Below are 16,649 nucleotides of genomic sequence, written 5' to 3'. Positions count from 1 at the left end.
CCCATGCGCACGCCCAGTTCTTCCGCCGCACCCGCCGAATCCGCAGGACCCGCAGGGCCCGCTGAACCCGCACGACCCGCGGCACCCGCACGACCCGCGGCATCCGCAGGCTCCCCGGAGCCCGCGGAACCCGTCGCGTACGGCCTGAGCAGCGAGGCCCGCAACCTGCACTGGCTGCTCACGAACCTCGTGGAGGAGGTGCCCGGGCTCCTCTCCGTCGCGGTGGTCTCCTCCGACGGGCTCATGCTGCTCTCCTCCGACCCCGGCAGGAACGTCGAGCGCCCCGCCGCGAACCCCACGGGACCCAGGGGCTCCAGCGCCGACCTCGCCACCATCGTGTCGGGTCTCGGCTCCCTCACCATCGGCGCCGCCAGGCTGATGGACGGCGGCGCGGTCAAGCAGACCATGGTCGCGATGGAGGAGGGCAGCCTCTTCGTCATGTCGATCAGCGACGGTTCGCTGCTCGGCGTGCACGCCACCCCGGACTGCGACATGAGCGTCGTCGCGTACCACATGGCGCTCTTCGTCGGCCGCGCCGGGCACGTCCTCACCCCCGAACTCCGCAGCGAACTGCGCCAGTCGATGGAGAGCGCCCGATGAGCAGCAGCAGTCGCGGCAGCCGCAAGCCGCCGAAGCTCCCGCAGCGCGGCGGCGAGCGAAAACCCGCTCGCGTCCGCCCCTACTCGCTGACCGGCGGGCGGACCAGGTTCGGTCACGTCCTGCTCGTCGAGACCTTCGTCGCCGCGCTCGAAGCGCCCGAGGAGCGCCGCGAGCTGCCCAAGGGCACGCTGGCGAGGGTCATGCCGGAGATGCGGGCGATCGTCGAGATCTGCCGCCGCATGCGCACGGTCGCGGAGATCGCCGCGCTCCTCAAGATGCCGCTGGGCGTGGTCCGCGTCCTGCTCAGCGACCTCGCCGACCAGGGAAAGATCCGGGTGTACGGAACGGGCCACGGCCCGGGACAGCCCGACCGCGCACTGCTGGAAAGGGTGCTGAGTGGACTCCGCCGTCTCTGAACTCCTCGAGAACGAGGGTCAGTTGCAGGCCTGGCAGACGGACAGGTCACGTGCCCCGATCGCCACGAAGATAGTGGTGGCGGGCGGCTTCGGCGTCGGCAAGACGACGCTGGTGACCGCCGTCTCCGAGATCACGCCCCTCCAGACGGAGGCGCTGATGACGCAGGCGAGCGCCGACACCGACGACCTGAGCGGGACCCCGGAGAAGACGACCACGACGGTCGCCATGGACTTCGGCCGCATCACGCTCGACGACGACCTGGTGCTCTACCTCTTCGGCACGCCGGGCCAGCAGCGCTTCTGGTTCATGTGGGACGACCTGGTGCGCGGCGCGATCGGCGCCGTCGTGCTCGCCGACACCCGCCGCCTCTCCGACTGCTTCCCGGCGCTCGACTACTTCGAGAGCTGCGGCCTGCCGTACATCGTGGCCGTCAACCACTTCGACGGCAGCGAGGAGTTCGAGGTGGCCGACGTGCGCGAGGCGCTGACGGTGCCCGCGCACATCCCCGTGCTGATCATGGACGCACGGCGCCGGATCTCGGCGATCGAGTCGCTGCTGGCCCTGGTCGGCCACGCGCTCGACGTCACCCCCGAGTAGACGTACCCCCCCCAGCAGACGTACCCCCAGCACCACCCGAGTAAGAGCCCGAGCAGGAGAAGGACCGCATGCGGAAGATACTTGTCGTCGGGGCCGGTCAGTCCGGGCTCCAGATCGCCCTCGGACTCCAGGGACAGGGGTACGAGGTCACCCTCATGTCCAACCGAACGGCGGACGAGATCCGGTCGGGCCGGGTCATGTCCACGCAGTGCATGTTCCACACGGCGCTGCAGCACGAGCGCGACATCCAGGCGAACTTCTGGGAGTCGCAGGCCCCGAGGATCGAGGGCGTCGGCGTCTCCGTCGCCGGGCCCGACTCCTCCCGCGTCATCGACTGGGTGGGGAAGCTCGACGGGTACGCCCAGTCCGTCGACCAGCGCGTGAAGATGGCGGGCTGGATGGACACGTTCGCGCAGCGCGGCGGCCAGCTGGTCATCCACGGTGCCGCGGTCGGCGACCTCGACTACTTCTCGCGCGCCTACGACCTGGTGCTCGTCTCGGCGGGCAAGGGCGAGCTGGTCTCGATGTTCGAGCGGGACGCGGCGCGTTCCCCGTTCGCCGAGCCGCAGCGCGCGCTCTCGGTCGCGTACGTGCACGGCCTCGGCCCGCGCCCCGAGCACCCCGAGTTCGACGCGGTGCGCTGCAACCTGGTGCCCGGCGTCGGCGAACTCTTCGTCATGCCGACGCTCACCACCTCCGGGCGCGCGGACATCCTCTTCTGGGAGGGCATCCCCGGCGGCCCCCTCGACGTCTTCCAGGGCATCAAGGACCCGAGCGAGCACCTGGCGCTCACCCTCGAACTCCTGGAGAAGTTCCTGCCCTGGGAGTACGCGCGCGCCACCAAGGTCGAGCTGACCGACGCGGGCGGCACGCTGGCCGGGCGGTACGCCCCCACCGTGCGCAAGCCGATCGGGCGGCTGCCCGGCGGCGGTCTGGTCCTCGGCGTCGCCGACGTGGTCGTCGCCAACGACCCGATCACCGGCCAGGGCTCCAACTCGGCGTCCAAGTGCGCCGCCTCGTACCTCTCCTCCATCGTCGAGCACGGCGACAAGCCGTTCGACGAGGAGTGGATGCAGTCGGCCTTCGACCGCTACTGGCAGACGGCGCGGCACGTCACCAAGTGGACCAACGCGATGCTGGGCGCCCCGCCGGAGCACGTCCTGAACATCCTGGGCGCGGCCGGTCAGCTCCAGCCGGTCGCCGACCGGTTCGCCAACGGCTTCAACGACCCGGCCGACTTCGAGAACTTCTTCTTCGACCCGGACAAGGCGGCCGCCTACCTGGAGTCGGTCGCGCCCGGCGCCTGAGCCGACCCGTACCCGAGGTCGCTGCCCGCGGTGGCGCCCGGGGGCAGCCTCGGCGGGGTGTACCCGTGCATGGCCCGGCCCCGGGGGTCGGGCCGCACGGCGCCGAGGACCGGATTCGCCGCGATCGGGGAGACCTTGACGCGGGCGCCGGGCCGCGGCGCCTGGACGACCTTGCCGTCGCCCAGGTAGAGAGCGATGTGCGTGGCCTCGGGGAAGTAGACGACCAGGTCGCCGGGGCGCAGCCGCGCCAGTGGAATGTGGCGCAGTTCGGCCCACTGCTCCTGGCTGGTCCGCGGGATCTCCCGGCCCGCGTGCGCCCAGGCCCGCTGGGTCAGCCCCGAGCAGTCGAACTTCTCGGGGCCCTCGGCGCCCCACTCGTAGGGCCGTCCGATCTGCCGTACCGCGTAGTCGAGGGCCCTGTCGCCCTGCCGGGAGGGCGCACGCCGGGCCGGGCTGCCGCTCCGCGCGCCGGGCGTCACGAACTGCCGCTGCGCCGCGGTGGTGTCCGTCTCCTCCGCCTGCCGCAGCGCCGCCAGCTGGTCCGGGGTGAGGGAGGAGAGCAGCTCCTCGACCTCCTTCAGCCGGCCGTCGGCCTCGTCGCGCTGCTTCTTCTGCCGGGCGGCGAGGGCGGCCCCGGTGTCCAGGGCCTTCTTGGCCTCGGCCGCGAGGGCGTCGGCCTTCTTCTCGCCGCCGACGAGGCGCTGCACCGTGGCGGCGCGGTGGGTGGCGGCGCGCCGGACGACGTGGCTCTGGTCGAGGGCGCGCTGGGGGTCGTGGGCGAGCAGCAGGCGCAGGTAGGGGGAGAGCTCGGTGGTGCCCTGGTACTGCTGCCGGGCGAACCGGGCGGCGTCGCCCCGGCTGTCGTGCACCGACGCACGGGCCTTCGCCAGCTTCCTGTCGAGCTCCGCCGCCCTGGCGCGCTGCTTCTTCAGCTTCTCGCCGGTCGCGTGGTACGTCCGCGTGGCCTCCTCCGCGGACCGGTACAGCCGCTGAAGGTCCGTCAGGAGCTGGGAGACCGGGCGCTCTCCGGGGCCCGGTGCGGGTGCGGGCGCCGCGCTCGCCCCTTGGGGGGTGGTGACCAGGGCGCCGACCGCGGCACCCGTACAGACCCACCGCAACAGCCTTCCTGACACGCCATCACCTCCGGTGCGTGGCGGGACCTCCGGCACGCACCGCGAGCATCGGCCCGGCCGAGGAGGGCCGCCTCCCGGCGGGGGGCGGTCGGCGCAATGAGGTCACTCGTCCGGGGCAGTCGGGTGCTTTCGGCCCTCCGGCCTGTCCGGTTTCGACCACGGCCACTTCAGGCCGCCGCCCGTGTCGCCCTCGGCGTCGTACTCGTAGTGCCACTTCGGGGTGAGGGAGAGGCGCCTTTCAGGGGTGGCGGCCGTCCGGCGGTACACCAGGACGGTCGGCGGGCCGCCCGAGTCGTCCGGTACGGGTACGCGGTAGACCTTCGGAGGGTGCCCGGTCGGCCCGAGCAGGACCGGGAGCACCCGGCCGTCCAGGGGACCGCCCACGAAAGGGGTGTCTTCGCTCTTCACGCCCCCAGTGTCACACCCGGCGGCACGCCGAGGAGGTCAGAGCAGGTGCGCCGCGTCGGCCACCACGGGCAGCACGTGCCGGGCGAGGGCGCCGACGGGCCCCTCCGGGGTCTCCAGGGTCAGTGCCCGGCGCACGACCTCCGCCGTCTGCGCGTCGCGCCCCGCGGTCGCCACGAGCACCGCCATGAACTGCTCCACGAGCATGTCCCGCAGTTCGTCCAGCGGCGGCTGCTTGTCCTCGTCGAGCCAGATCAGCGAGGCCGCCTCGACCGCCGTGATCCACATCCGCACGGTCATCCGCAGCCGCGGACCCGGCTCCGGCACGTCCAGGTGGCTGAGGATGTGCTCGGCGGCGGCCCTGCGCACGCCGTCCACGATGGCCGTCGTCCGGGAGGTCTCCACCACGCTGCCGCCCTGCAGCAGCGCGCTGAACCCCGTGTCGTGCTGGTCGACGAAGGCCAGGTACCGGTCGAGTGCCCGGGAGAGCCGCCGGGTGAGCGGACCGTCCGGCGGCTCCGCGAAGCACTGCTCCAGGTCGTCGGCCGCGGAGCGCAGCGCGGCCTCGTACAGCTGCTGCTTCCCGCCCGGGAAGTAGCGGTAGACGAGTGGTCGCGAGACCCCGGCCGCCTCCGCGACGTCGTCGAGATTGACCTCCTCGGGCGCGCGGTGCGCGAAGAGGGTGAGCGCGGAGTCCAGGAGCTGCCGCCGCCGCGCCTCGACGCTCAGGCGGCGGTACGCAGGGGTGCTGGCAGGCGAGGTCATGCCTGGCAGCGTACTTGGGCAGGCTCTAAGGGGCGCGAGGAGCTGCGCGATCAGCTCCGAGCGGCCCGCGGCGGAAAGAGCTAGGCCAACAACCCCGAACTGCGCCAGAGCCGCCGCCCGACCCCCCGCATGACCCCGATGTCGTCGAGGAAGTCCGTCAGCCGCTTCGCCCCCGTCTGCATGACCTCACGCCGGTGGCCACTCGCCTTCACCTGCGCGAGGGCCTCCCGCCGGTCGAGCCCGACGTTCGTGTACACCTGGGGGTTGACGAAGGCGATGGAGAAGACGCGGGCGGCCTCGCCGCAGCTGATGCGCGTCAGCTCCCGCTCCCAGCGGGGGGCGGTGACCATCTGGCGCCGCAACTCCTCGCGGGCGTACCGCACGTGGCGGGCCTCCTCGACGACGTGGATGCGGGTCACGCCGCGCACCAGCGTCTGGACGCGCTCGTCGGGGAACGTGAGGCGCTGCATCCAGTCGAGGACCTCCTCGCCGAGCAGCGTGCAGGCGAACGAGCCGGGGGTGGTGGAGACCGTCTTGAGGACGCGCGCGAGGTTGTGGGTGAGGCGCGTGACGGGGTACGTCGGCGCGCCGCCCTTCTCGATCACCCGCGCGAACATCATCGAGTGCCGGCACTCGTCGGCGATCTCGGTGAGCGCGTACCGCACGTGGGCGCTGGTCACCGACTTGTCGTAGATGTGCCGGACGAGCAGCTGCATCAGGATGATCTCGAACCAGATGCCGAGCGAGGTGAGCGAGGCGGCCTCGTGCCGGGCGAGGTCGAGCCGCTGCTCCTCGGACATCCGCTTCCACAGCGGGGTGTCGTAGAGGGAGACGAGCTCGGGCGGCCAGAACCACTTGCCCTCCTCGAGCGGCGCGTCCCAGTCGAGCTCCCTGTCCGGATCGAAGGAGTGCTTGGCGGACGACTCCAGGAGCCGCACGGCCACCTGCTCCCGGTCCTTGAGCAGTCCGAGCGCGTCCCGCAGCCCGTCCAGGGAAACGTCTTCCGTCACGGTCTTCATGACTGTTCCTGCCTTGTCGCGGGTTACCGGCGGTCAGGTCTTATGAGACTGCTTGTCAGTAAGGCCGTCAATCCCTTGCGCACGACTTGTTGACCCCTTGTCCAGCAACGTGTGAGCCTGCCGTCATGGCGACGCACGAGCTTTACACGAGTCCACCAGCGGATCTCAACTGGCAAGTACCGTCGGCGAGTTCGGCCCGATTCAGCTGGGAGTACGACGAAGGGCGCGAGCGGCTCCTCGCCCTCTACCAGAAGGGCAAGGACAAGCAGTGGGACGGCGCCAAGCGCATCGACTGGGACCTGGAGGTCGACCCGCTCGACCCGCTCGGCATCCCCGATGAGTCCATGACGCTCTACGGCACGCCCCACTGGGCCAAGATGACCGACAGGGACAAGGGCGAGCTGCGCAAGCACTTCGCCTCCTGGCAGTTCAGCCAGTTCCTGCACGGCGAGCAGGGCGCGATGGTGTGCGCCGCCCGCATCGTCGAATCGGTCCCCGACCTGGACGCGAAGTTCTACTCCGCGACCCAGACCATGGACGAGGCGCGGCACGCCGAGGTCTACGCCCGCTTCCTGCACGACAAGATCGGCATGCTCTACCCGATCAACGACAGCCTCCAGGCGCTGCTCGGCGACACCCTGCGCGACTCCCGCTGGGACATGCCCTACCTCGGCATGCAGGTCCTCATCGAGGGCCTGGCCCTCGCCGCGTTCGGCATGATCCGCGACACCACGGACAAGCCGCTGCCCCGACAGATCCTCACCTATGTCATGCAGGACGAGGCCCGGCACGTGGCCTTCGGCAGGATGGCGCTGCGCGACTACTACAAGCAGCTCAGCGACGCGGAACGGCGCGAGCGCGAGGAATTCGTCATCGAGGGCTGCTACTTGATGCGCGACCGGCTGCGCGGCACCGAGGTCCTGGAGAACTTCGGCATCCCGAAGGCGCAGGCCGAGGAGTACAGCGAGCACTCCGAATACCTCGCGCTCTTCCGGCAGTTGCTGTTCTCCCGCATCGTGCCGTGCGTCAAGGACATCGGCCTGTGGGGCAAGCGACTGCAGGAGGCGTACGTCGACATGGGCGTCTTCGAGATGGGCAACGCCAACCTCGACCAGCTCATGGCGCAGGACGAGGAGCTCGCCGAGAAGCTCGACGCGGAGCGCTTCGCCGCCGAGGAGCAGGAGCGCGTGACGGAGGTGACGGACGCGATCGCGTCCGGCGGGGCCGGCTGAACCCGGGTCAGCGGGCGCCGATCACCGCTTCCATGACCGCCTTGGCGATCGGCGCCGCGCTGCCGCCCCCGCTGATGTCCCCGCGGTCCGCCGAGGCGTCCTCGACGACCACCGCGACCGCCACCGAGGGCTCCCCGTCGCCCGGCGCCTGCGCCCAGGAGATGAACCAGGCGTACGGCGTACCGGAGTTGTCGATGCCGTGCTGGGCGGTGCCCGTCTTGCCGCCCACCGTCACGCCGGGGATCGCCGCGTTCGTGCCGGTGCCCTCCTCGACGACCTGCTGCATCATCTCGCGCAGCCGCATCGCCGTGTTCGGGTTCATCGCCTGGCGCAGGGACTTGACCCCCGTGGTGTCGACCACGTCGCCGTCGTCGGTGGTCGTGCGGTCCACCAGATGCGGCGACTTGACCGAGCCGCCGTTGGCCACGGCCGCCGCGACCATCGCCATCTGCAGCGGCGTCGCCCGGGTGTCGTACTGCCCGATGGCGGAGAGCGCGAGCTGCGCCTTGTCCATCGAGGTGTCGAAGTTGCTCGGGGCGACGGACGAGGGGATCTTGAGACCGCGGTCGTTGAACCCGAAGTTCCGCGCCGTGCCCGACATCCGGCCGAGCCCCGTGTCGACGCCGAGCTTCGCGAAGAACGTGTTGCAGGACCACCGGAAGGCGTAGCGGAGCGACGCGTCGGCGCAGCCGTCCACCTCGTTGGTCAGCTGGGTGCTGGTGCCCGGCAGCGTGTACGGGCTCGGGGACTTGGTCGGCGCGTCCAGGTCCGTCACCGTGTCCGCGTCGAGCGCGGCGGCGGCGGTGACCACCTTGAACGTCGAACCGGGCGGATAGGTCTGGCGGATCGCGCGGTTCAGCATCGGCTTGCTCGCGCTGCCGTTCAGCTCCGCCCAGGCCCGCGCGACCGGCGCGCTGGTCCCCGAGAGCCGCTCCGGATCGTACGAGGGGGCGCTGACCAGCGCGAGGATCTTGCCCGTCGACGGTTCGAGCGCGGCGACCGCACCCCGCTTCCCGCCCAGACCCGCGTACGCGGCCCGCTGCGCCGCCGCCCTGATGGTGGTCTGCACGTGACCGCCGGGGTTCTGCGTGCGCGTGATGTCGTTCCACAGGGGGAACGGGGCGAGCATCGGATCGGTGCCGGAGAGGATGCCGTCCTCGGAGTTCTCCAGGAAGGCCGTGCCGTACACCTGCGAGGCGAAGCCGGTCACCGGGGCGTACAACGGCCCGTTCTTGTACGTGCGTTCGTAGCGGAGCTGCTCCCCGGTGTCCTTGGAGCCGGTGACGGGCCGCCCGTCGACCAGGATGTCGCCGCGCGGCTGGTCGAACCGGACGATGGCGTTGCGGCGGTTGGCCGGGTTGGCGTCGAGGGAGTCGGACCGGAAGACCTGCACGCGCGTGGCGTTCACGAGCAGGGCGATGAGCAGCAGCGCGCAGAACGCGGCCGCGTGCCGGATGTACCGCGTCACGGGGCTCCCTCTCCCGCGGGCTGGTTGCGCGCCGAGTCGCTGACCCGGATCAGCAGCGCCACGATGATCCAGTTGGTGACGACCGACGAGCCGCCCTGCGCCAGGAAGGGCATCGCCATGCCGGTGAGCGGGATGAGGCCCATGACGCCGCCCGCGATGACGAAGACCTGGAGCGCGACGATGGACGCGAGCCCGATCGCGAGCAGCCGCCCGAAGGGCTCGCGCAGGGCGAGCCCGGCACGGAAGCCGCGCTCCACGAGCAGGGCGTAGAGCAGGAAGATCGCGCAGAGCCCCGATAGGCCCAGCTCCTCGCCCGCCGTGGCCAGGATGAAGTCGGACTTCGCGGCGAAGCCGATGAGGATGGAGTGCCCGAGCCCGAGGCCGGTGCCGAGCATCCCGCCCGCCGCGAACGCGAAGAGGGACTGGGCGAGTTGGTTGGCTCCCTGTCCCGCGTCGATGGAGGCGAAGGGGTGCAGCCAGTCCTCGACGCGGCTGTGGACGTGCGGTTCGAGGGAGCCGACCGCGAACGCGCCGAGCGCGGCGAGCACCAGGCCGACGGCGATCCAGCCGGTGCGGCCCGTGGCGACGTACAGCAGGATCACGAAGAGGCCGAAGAAGAGCAGCGAGGTGCCGAGGTCGCGCTCCAGGACGAGGACGCCGACGCTCAGCAGCCAGATCGCGACGATCGGGCCGAGGACGCGTCCGGTGGGGAGCTGCAGGCGCTTGAACCGCCAGAGGGTGCGGCCGGTGTACGCGAGGGCGTTGCGGTTGTCCGCGAGGTAGCTGGCGAAGAAGACGGCGAGCAGGATCTTGGCGAACTCGCCGGGCTGGATGGAGAAGCCGCCCACCCTGATCCAGATCCGGGCGCCGTTCACCGCGGGGAAGAAGATCGGCACGATCATCAGGATCAGCGCGCCGACGACGGAGAGGTAGGCGTACCGCTGCAGGACGCGGTGGTCGCGCAGGAAGAGGACGGCGGCGGTGAAGAGCCCCACGCCGACGGTCGACCAGATCAGCTGGGCGGGCGCGGCCTCGTCGTGCGGCGTCTCCAGGTCGAGCCGGTAGATGAGCACCAGGCCCAGGCCGTTGAGCAGCACCGCGATGGGCAGCAGCAGCGGGTCCGCGTACGGGGCGCGGAAGCGGACGGCGAGGTGGGCGAGGAGGGCGAGCGCGCCGAGCCCGGCGCCGTAACCGGCGGCGCCGGGCGGGACGGTGCCGTGCTGGGCGAGGCCGACGTCGCAGTAGCCGTACACGCAGAGCAGGACGGCGACGACGAGCAGGGCGAGTTCGGTGCCCCGGCGCCGGGGGACGCGGGCAGCGGGGAGCGCGGGGGGTGCGGCGCCCGTGCTCGTTCCGGCCATGCCGGGAACGTAGCAAGCAATCGGCCTAAAGTCCGCTTATGTCGACTATGTCGGCCGAGTGGTGTGCGGGACGCCGCCGCGGGGCGTCAGCACCAGCGCGGCGCCGGGCCGATGTTCGCGATGTAGTACGCCGAGCCCCAGGCCCAGGTCCCGTCAGTGAGCAGGTACCAGAGGTTGCTGCGGCCCACGCGGTCGCCCTTGCTCTTGCAGAAGATGGTGACGACCTTGCCGCGCGGCACGGTGCGGACCACCTTGCTGCCGCGGGTCGGCGAGGTGCGGAGCAGCAGTCCGTTCTTGGCGGTGACGCGGCCCTTGTAGACGCGCGGGTTGTGGGGGGAGTCGTCGAGGGCGGCGGCCGGTCCGGCGAGGGCGAGCGCGGCGAGGGCGCCGGCCGCGGTGAGGGCGCCGAGCCGGGTGGTGGTGGTCCGCGGGGACATGGGGACTCCTCGGGGGGAGGGAGGGGCGGGTCGAGCGGCTTCGGGCAAGGCGCTCGCAGGCCGCAATCACACCTAAAGCGGCGCGATACGCACCCGCAACCTCACATCGCGTCACCCGAGGCGTCGGCCTCCTCGAACGGCAGCCGGAGCGAGGCCACGGCGCCTCCGCCGGGGGCCTGCGAGAACGTCAGCCGCGCGCCGAGGACCGCCGCCTGACCGAGCGCGATGGTCAGCCCGAGGCCGTGCCCCTTGGAGGACGTGCCCTCGGTGCGGAAGCGCTGCGGCCCGTGCTCCACCAGGTAGTCGGGGTAGCCGTCCCCGTGGTCCCGCACTGTCACCACCGGCCCGTCGACCGTCACCAGGACCGGCGGCCGCCCGTGTTTGTGCGCGTTGGCGACGAGATTGCCGAGCACCCGCTCCAGGCGCCGCCGGTCGGTCTCCACACACACGTCGCGCACGACGACGAGCTCCGTGCCCTCACCGGAAGAACGCACCACCCGCTCCGCCAGTGGAGCGAGTTGATGGGCGTCGAGGTCCACCCGCTCGCTCTTCGCGTCGAGCCGGGAGATCTCGAGCAGGTCCTCGGTCAGCGTGCGCAGCGCGGCGACCCGGTCCCGCACCAGCTCGGTCGGCCGGCTCGGCGGCAGCAGTTCGGCCGCCGCGTGCAGTCCGGTCAGCGGAGTGCGCAGCTCGTGCGCCACGTCCGCGGTGAACCGCTGCTCGCTCAGGAGCTTGCCCTGCAGCGTGGAGGCCATGGTGTCCAGGGCGCCCGCGACCGCGGCCACCTCGTCCTGGTGGCGCGGAGCCCCGCCCGCGCCCGGCCCGGAGTGCGGATCCTTGACGCGCGCGTCCAGGTCGCCCGCGCTGATCCGCCGCGCGACCTGCGCCGTCTGGTGCAGCCGCCGCGTCACCCGCGTCACGGCGAACGCGCCGACGAGCAGCGTCGCGCCGATCGCGAGCACGGAGGAGCCGAGGATCGCCCGGTCGAGGCCGTCGATGGTGCGGGCGCCCTGCGCGTAGTCGACCTGGACGGCGATGGCGCGCCGCCCGTCGGCGGGCCCCGCCGCCCACATCGTCGGCCGCGACTCGTGGGCGGCGACCATCGTGCCGCGCTCCCCGTCCGCCGCGAGGTCGCGCAGCCTGTCCGGCAGACCCGCCGGATCGACGCCCGCGCCGGGCCCGAGACGGTCGCCCGCCTCGTAGCGCTCGGTGACCTCCCTCAGCCGGACGAGGGCCTGTTCGCGGGCCTGGCCGACGGTCTGGTTGGTCACCGAGACGTGGACGAGCGCGCCGAGCAGCGCGGCGAGCGCGCAGCACATGACGGTGATGAAGACGGCGGCCTTCCAGGTGAGGGTCGCCGTCCAGGCGGGGAGCCGCGGCCCGCGCGGCTGCCGGTGGCTCATCGCCCGCCGCCCGCGGAGGGGGAGGGGCGGGGCGTGGCGGGCCCGGGCGTCTTGGGCCGGTGCGACTTGGCGCGGGGCGCGTGGGAGGAGCGGACGATCTCGTCGCTCCTCGGGAGCATCGCCTTCTGGTGCGCGTCCCAGGACCAGACGGTGTGGTACTCGTACCCCGCGAGGCTGGAGACGGCGCGGATGATCAGGTCCCGCCCGGCGAGCTCGACGCCGAGCACCGCGTCGCTCATCTCCATGATCTGCGTCAGCTGCCGCTTCTCCTCGGCGTAGACGCGGATGTCGAGGTTGTCGTCGGGCGTCGAGACGCCGACGATCAGATCGTCCCTGCCGTCGCCCGTCAGGTCGCGGTAGTACGCCTTGAGGACCGGGCAGCGCTTCGGCGAGCCGTCCTCGGCGCAGTCCTTGAGCCGCTCGACCGTCTCCTTGTACGCGCGGTCGGAGGGTTCGTACGTCCCCGGGTTCTCGGCGAAGTCCGCGCGCACGACGTCGGCCGGGTCCACCTTGTGCAGGTCGCCCTTCGGCACCTCGACGCCCTTGACCTTGACGCTCTCTATGGCGCCGTAGTCCTCGGCGGGCACCGAGGGCGAGGGCAGGTCGGGCCAGAGGTGGGTGGGGCCGTCGGCGGTCGGCGTCGCGCCGGCGCTCCGCAGCCCGCCGGGATCGCCGCAGCCCGCGACGAGGAGCGCGGCGAGGACGGCGAAGGCGGCGGGCGCGAGCCGGCTGCGGGTCACTGCACTCCTGCCTGCCGCGGGGGTGCGGCCTGTCGTGTCAACAGGCCTGTTGTTACGACACCAGGTCTGCGTAGAGAATGATGTTGTCCGAGCGGTGACCGTCCACGATCGGCCCGCCGCAGGTCAGCAGGCGCAGTTCGGGCCGGCCCGTCGCCCCGTACACCTTATTGGTGGGGAAGTCCTTCTTGTCGACCTGCTGGATCTCCCGCACCCTGAACGTCGCCGTGCTGCCGTCCGCGCGCGGGACCTGGACAGTGTCCCCGACCTTCACCTTCGCGACGTTCTTCAGCAGCGCGGGACCGTTCGCCGTGTCGTAGTGCGCGACGATCACGGCGGCGCCCTTCTCGCCGGGCGTGACCCCGCCGGTCCACCAGCCGGGCTCGTCCGCCTTGTTCACCGGCGGCACCTCCAGCTCCTGGTCCGCGCCGACGCCCAGGTCGAGCATCGACGTCGCGTCGACACCCGCCGAGGGAATGCGCAGCCCGGTCGGCCTGGACGCCCGCAAGGGAGAGACGGCCTGCGCGGCCCGGGTGGTGGCGGCGCTGTTCACCTTGACGTCGGGGGCCGGGTCGCCCGTGCCGCCCTGGCCGCAGGCGATCAGGCCGATGCCGAGTGCCGCGGTCAGGGCCGCGGCGGCCGCGATGCGGGTGGTGCGACGGCGCTGCCGGGCCGCGACCTGCGTCTCGTCGGGGGCGCCGGGCTCGAAACCGGTGGAGGTGCTCACGGGGAACTCCTGTGGGGCGGAGGGAGGGACGGCCGGGGAGGGGGGCGGGGGAGTACCGGGAGGGCGGATCAGGATTCGCTGCGGCCGCGGCGCATCATGGCGAAGCCGAGCCCCGCCGCACCGGCCGCGGCCATGCCGCCCCCGGCCACCAGGAACGCGGGGTCCCCGGCGTCCCGTAGGTGCTCGGCACCGGCCTTGACGCCGCCCTTGGGGGCCACGGTCTTGCCGCCGTGGTCGCCGTCCTTGTCGGCCTTGACGTCCTTGCTGTCCCCCTGCTCCGGCTGCGGCGCCCGGCTCTGCGACGCCGTCGGTTCGGGGGCCGGTGAGGCCGCCGCGAAGGCACCCGCGGCCGGGACGAGCAGCGCCCCGCCGACGAGGGTGGATACGGCGGCGGCGCGCAGGAGGGTGTGGCGGCGAGGGGTGCTCACGGGACGTTCCTTACGGTCGGTCGGCTGGGCGCTCCGGGCTGATCGGTGGACAGCTACGACGCTAGATGTCCGCTATTGCGGCAATTCGTCGTCTATGTAACGGCAGGCCATAGCTGTGCGGGCAGTGCCGTTACGGGGCCGGAGGGGTGCTCCGCGCGAGGCGCCCTCGACTTGCCTCCGCCGCAACCGGGTTCTTGCCGCGGGAGGCCACGGGCTGTTCCCATGGTCGAGGGGGTGATGACGCATGACCGGACTGCGCGTCGTACCGGCTTGGCGGCAGGGGAACGAGCGGTTGTACGTATGTCTCGCGGACGGCAGGAACGTGGCCTGGTACGACCGGGACTCGTCCCGGGTGAACCTGCTCAGCGAGGACCGCGAAGAGGACGTGCTCGACGCCCTCGCCCCCTTTCTGACCGGCCCGTTCACGGTGGGGCCTCCGCCCGTACCCACCCCCGCCGAGCTGGCCCGCCTCGCCCTCCACCCGGACGACGACCTGGCCCCCAACCGCCCCGGCGAGGCCCTGCGCGTCTCCCTCGACCGCGACCCGGCGCCCGCCCGCAGGCTCCGCGCCGACGCCCGCCACCGCGCGCTGGCCGCGGAGCAGGCGGTCGGCGAGGCCCTGGACGAACTCGAAGGCGCGGGCTGGCGGGTGCTGCACTCCGTACCGCTGCCCGGTGGCGCCCGCATCCACCATCTGCTGATCGGCCCCGGTGGCCTGTTCTGTGTGGGCGCCCTGGCGGTCCGCAGGCAGCGGGTGCGCATCGCCGATCCGATGGTCACGGTCGGCCGCGCGGAGCCGGTGCCGCTGCTGCGCTCGATCCGCTCCGACGCGGGCCGCGCCTCCTTCGCGCTGACCGCCGAGGTCCGCCCGGTCCTTGCGCTGGCGGGGACCGGCGCCGCCGACCTCGCCGTGGCGGCGCCGCCACGCGACGTACGGGTGCTGGGTGAGGCGGACCTGCCGGGGCTCGCCCGCCTCGGCGGGGTGCTGAAACCGGCCGACGTGGAGGCGCTGCACGCCCTGGCCAGGGACCGCCGCACCTGGCTGCAGGTCTGAACCGGCCGTCAGGTCACAGGTTGTCGCCCCAGCCGCCCTGGATCATGGTCTGGAAGGCCCAGGACCCGCCGCGCCTGATCAGGATGTCGGCGTAGCGCAGCTGCTGCGTCTCGCCGTTCGCCGTCATCACCGAGTCGGTGAAGACGACGGCCATCGCGGGGGAGAGGAAGACGGGCGTGCGCGTCGACTCGAAGGTGATGTCGTCGCCGCCGCTCCCCATCACGTGCGTCATGGTCGCCACGAACCGCTCCCGGTCCCACTGCGCCGAGCGCCCGTCCCCCGCCGCGTCGTCGCTGACCAGGTTGAGCGGGAAAACGGCCAGGTCGGCCATGCGCTCCACGTCGCGCCGTGCGCTGTGCCCGTCGTACTCGGCGAACCAGGCGTCCAGGCTCGCGCGGTCCTCGGGGGTCGGGACGTATCCGGTCTCGGGAAGGAAGGTCACGCGGTCTCCTCGTCGTCAAGTTTGACTACTGATGAAGAAGGTATGCCTCGATGGGCGCCTAGTCAAACTTGATTAGTCGTGACGTCGGTCACGCTGGGGAGCCGCAGGAGTGGCAGGAGCCGCGGGGTGGTGGCTCATGTGGGCAGCGGCCGGGCCAGTTCGGGGTCGAGGAGAGGGCCGAGCAGATCGCCGTCCCGCCGCAGCCGGGCCGTGACGTCGTCCGCGGTGAGGACCAGCTGCCCCGGCTCCCCGCAGCCCTCGACCTCGGCCCAGGTCACCGGGGCGGAGACGGTCGGCTCGGGGCGGGCCCGCAGCGTGTAGGGCGCGGCGGTGGTCTTCGCGGCGGCGTTCTGGCTGAAGTCGACGAAGACCTTGCCGGGGCGCAGGCTCCGCGTCATGCGGTGCACGACGAGCTCGGGCAGCTCGCGCTCGGCCTCGACGGCCAGCCCCTTGGCGTAGGCCGTGACCCGTTCGGAGGGGGTCGGCTCCAGCGGTACGAGCAGGTGCAGGCCCTTGCTGCCGGACGTCTTGGCGTACGCGTGGAACCCGTCGGCCGCCAGCCGCTCCCGCAGCCAGAGCGCCGCCCGGCAGCACTCCACGACGGTGGCGGGGTGCCCCGGATCCAGGTCGAACACCATCCGGTCGGCCCGCGCCGGGGTGTCCGCCCGCCACTGCGGCACGTGGAACTCGGTCACCAGATTGGCGGCCCACATCAGGGACGGCAGGTCCTGTACGAGGATCTGCCGCACGCCTCCCTCGGAGCGGGGCACCTCGGCCGTGTGCACCCAGTCGGGGGTCCCCGGCGGCACGTTCTTGGCGAAGAAGCGCTGGCCGTCGGGTCCGTCGGGATAGCGCAGGAAGGAGACGGGCCGGTCGCGGAGGTGGGGGAGGAGGGCCTCGGCCGTGCTCGCGTAGTAGTGCAGCACCTCGGCCTTGGTGAAGCCGGTCGCGGGATACAGCACCTTGTCCAGGTTGCTGAGCGGGAGCCGTCGCCCCTCCACCTCGGTGATAGGCGTCATACGATGAGAGTCCCATAAAACACCCATAACGCCACGAAACCCTTCGAGACCTGTCCCTTGCCCTTGCCTCTGCCTTTCCCTTGCCCCTCCCCGCAGAG

General features: G+C 72.1%; 19 protein-coding genes. 6 read left to right on the top strand and 13 right to left on the bottom strand.

The window, feature by feature from the left end; all coding sequences use genetic code 11:
- The first annotated feature begins 3 nt into the window (after positions 1–3).
- The 4 genes from ACZ69I_RS17040 (at position 4) to ACZ69I_RS17025 (ending at position 2,921) form a co-directional block, all read left to right on the top strand.
- Positions 4–600 (top strand): roadblock/LC7 domain-containing protein, encoded by a 597-nt coding sequence (locus tag ACZ69I_RS17040; RefSeq protein WP_470832955.1) that lies wholly within the window; start codon positions 4–6, stop codon positions 598–600.
- Complete coding sequence (locus ACZ69I_RS17035; protein WP_389715147.1) at positions 597–1,016, top strand: DUF742 domain-containing protein; 420 nt, start codon at positions 597–599, stop codon at positions 1,014–1,016. The genes ACZ69I_RS17040 and ACZ69I_RS17035 overlap by 4 nt, the downstream gene beginning before the upstream one ends.
- On the top strand, positions 997–1,614 hold the full coding sequence (locus ACZ69I_RS17030; protein ID WP_467671276.1) for a GTP-binding protein: 618 nt from the start codon (positions 997–999) through the stop codon (positions 1,612–1,614). The genes ACZ69I_RS17035 and ACZ69I_RS17030 overlap by 20 nt, the downstream gene beginning before the upstream one ends.
- A gap of 68 nt (positions 1,615–1,682) precedes the next feature.
- Positions 1,683–2,921 (top strand): styrene monooxygenase/indole monooxygenase family protein, encoded by a 1,239-nt coding sequence (locus ACZ69I_RS17025; protein ID WP_470832953.1) that lies wholly within the window; start codon positions 1,683–1,685, stop codon positions 2,919–2,921.
- Here ACZ69I_RS17025 and ACZ69I_RS17020 read toward each other — a convergent pair.
- The 4 genes from ACZ69I_RS17020 to ACZ69I_RS17005 form a co-directional block, all read right to left on the bottom strand.
- A complete protein-coding gene (locus ACZ69I_RS17020) occupies positions 2,891–4,054 on the bottom strand; it encodes a C40 family peptidase (RefSeq protein ID WP_470832952.1) in 1,164 nt (387 codons plus the stop codon). The genes ACZ69I_RS17025 and ACZ69I_RS17020 overlap by 31 nt on opposite strands.
- A gap of 102 nt (positions 4,055–4,156) precedes the next feature.
- Complete coding sequence (locus ACZ69I_RS17015) at positions 4,157–4,462, bottom strand: hypothetical protein (RefSeq protein WP_470832950.1); 306 nt, start codon at positions 4,460–4,462, stop codon at positions 4,157–4,159.
- 36 nt (positions 4,463–4,498) lie between these two features.
- Positions 4,499–5,224 (bottom strand): TetR/AcrR family transcriptional regulator, encoded by a 726-nt coding sequence (locus ACZ69I_RS17010; protein WP_467671284.1) that lies wholly within the window; start codon positions 5,222–5,224, stop codon positions 4,499–4,501.
- An 80-nt stretch (positions 5,225–5,304) separates the two neighbouring features.
- A complete protein-coding gene (locus tag ACZ69I_RS17005; protein WP_470832948.1) occupies positions 5,305–6,243 on the bottom strand; it encodes an AurF N-oxygenase family protein in 939 nt (312 codons plus the stop codon).
- A 125-nt stretch (positions 6,244–6,368) separates the two neighbouring features.
- Between ACZ69I_RS17005 and ACZ69I_RS17000 the strand changes: the two genes are divergently transcribed.
- Entirely contained in the window at positions 6,369–7,475 is a 1,107-nt protein-coding gene (locus ACZ69I_RS17000) for a ferritin-like domain-containing protein (RefSeq protein ID WP_470832947.1), read from the top strand.
- Positions 7,476–7,482: 7 nt separating this feature from the next.
- On the opposite strand, the gene ACZ69I_RS16995 is transcribed toward ACZ69I_RS17000, so the two are convergent.
- From ACZ69I_RS16995 to ACZ69I_RS16965, 7 genes are all read right to left on the bottom strand, one after another.
- A complete protein-coding gene (locus ACZ69I_RS16995) occupies positions 7,483–8,943 on the bottom strand; it encodes a penicillin-binding transpeptidase domain-containing protein (protein WP_467671290.1) in 1,461 nt (486 codons plus the stop codon).
- Positions 8,940–10,304: an FtsW/RodA/SpoVE family cell cycle protein gene (locus ACZ69I_RS16990; RefSeq protein ID WP_470832944.1), complete on the bottom strand. Its 1,365-nt coding sequence runs from the start codon at positions 10,302–10,304 to the stop codon at positions 8,940–8,942. The genes ACZ69I_RS16995 and ACZ69I_RS16990 overlap by 4 nt, the downstream gene beginning before the upstream one ends.
- Positions 10,305–10,390: 86 nt before the next feature.
- Positions 10,391–10,741 carry an SH3 domain-containing protein gene (locus tag ACZ69I_RS16985; RefSeq protein ID WP_470832942.1) on the bottom strand — a complete coding sequence of 117 codons (351 nt, stop codon included), beginning with the start codon at positions 10,739–10,741 and terminating at the stop codon, positions 10,391–10,393.
- Positions 10,742–10,842: 101 nt separating this feature from the next.
- Positions 10,843–12,144 (bottom strand): ATP-binding protein, encoded by a 1,302-nt coding sequence (locus ACZ69I_RS16980; RefSeq protein ID WP_470832940.1) that lies wholly within the window; start codon positions 12,142–12,144, stop codon positions 10,843–10,845.
- On the bottom strand, positions 12,141–12,884 hold the full coding sequence (locus ACZ69I_RS16975) for a hypothetical protein (protein WP_470832938.1): 744 nt from the start codon (positions 12,882–12,884) through the stop codon (positions 12,141–12,143). Before ACZ69I_RS16975 ends, ACZ69I_RS16980 begins: the two co-directional genes overlap by 4 nt.
- Positions 12,885–12,936: 52 nt before the next feature.
- Positions 12,937–13,527, bottom strand: a complete 591-nt coding sequence (locus ACZ69I_RS16970) for a class F sortase (protein WP_470833146.1) — start codon at positions 13,525–13,527, stop codon at positions 12,937–12,939.
- A gap of 149 nt (positions 13,528–13,676) precedes the next feature.
- On the bottom strand, positions 13,677–14,036 hold the full coding sequence (locus ACZ69I_RS16965) for a hypothetical protein (RefSeq protein WP_470832936.1): 360 nt from the start codon (positions 14,034–14,036) through the stop codon (positions 13,677–13,679).
- 244 nt (positions 14,037–14,280) lie between these two features.
- On the opposite strand from ACZ69I_RS16965, the gene ACZ69I_RS16960 reads away from it, so the two are divergent.
- A complete protein-coding gene (locus tag ACZ69I_RS16960) occupies positions 14,281–15,090 on the top strand; it encodes a nuclease-related domain-containing protein (RefSeq protein WP_470832935.1) in 810 nt (269 codons plus the stop codon).
- A gap of 13 nt (positions 15,091–15,103) precedes the next feature.
- Here ACZ69I_RS16960 and ACZ69I_RS16955 read toward each other — a convergent pair whose 3' ends face one another.
- Both ACZ69I_RS16955 and ligD read right to left on the bottom strand, forming a co-directional pair.
- Entirely contained in the window at positions 15,104–15,532 is a 429-nt protein-coding gene (locus ACZ69I_RS16955) for a nuclear transport factor 2 family protein (protein WP_467671304.1), read from the bottom strand.
- A gap of 134 nt (positions 15,533–15,666) precedes the next feature.
- Positions 15,667–16,551, bottom strand: coding sequence for a non-homologous end-joining DNA ligase (gene ligD / locus ACZ69I_RS16950; RefSeq protein ID WP_470832934.1), 885 nt, complete (start codon positions 16,549–16,551; stop codon positions 15,667–15,669).
- Positions 16,552–16,649 lie beyond the last annotated feature (98 nt).

Source organism: Streptomyces sp. NPDC036815 (assembly GCF_055609205.1).
Note: the sequence above shows the minus strand (reverse complement) of the source record. Positions and strands in the feature narration are given on the sequence as shown.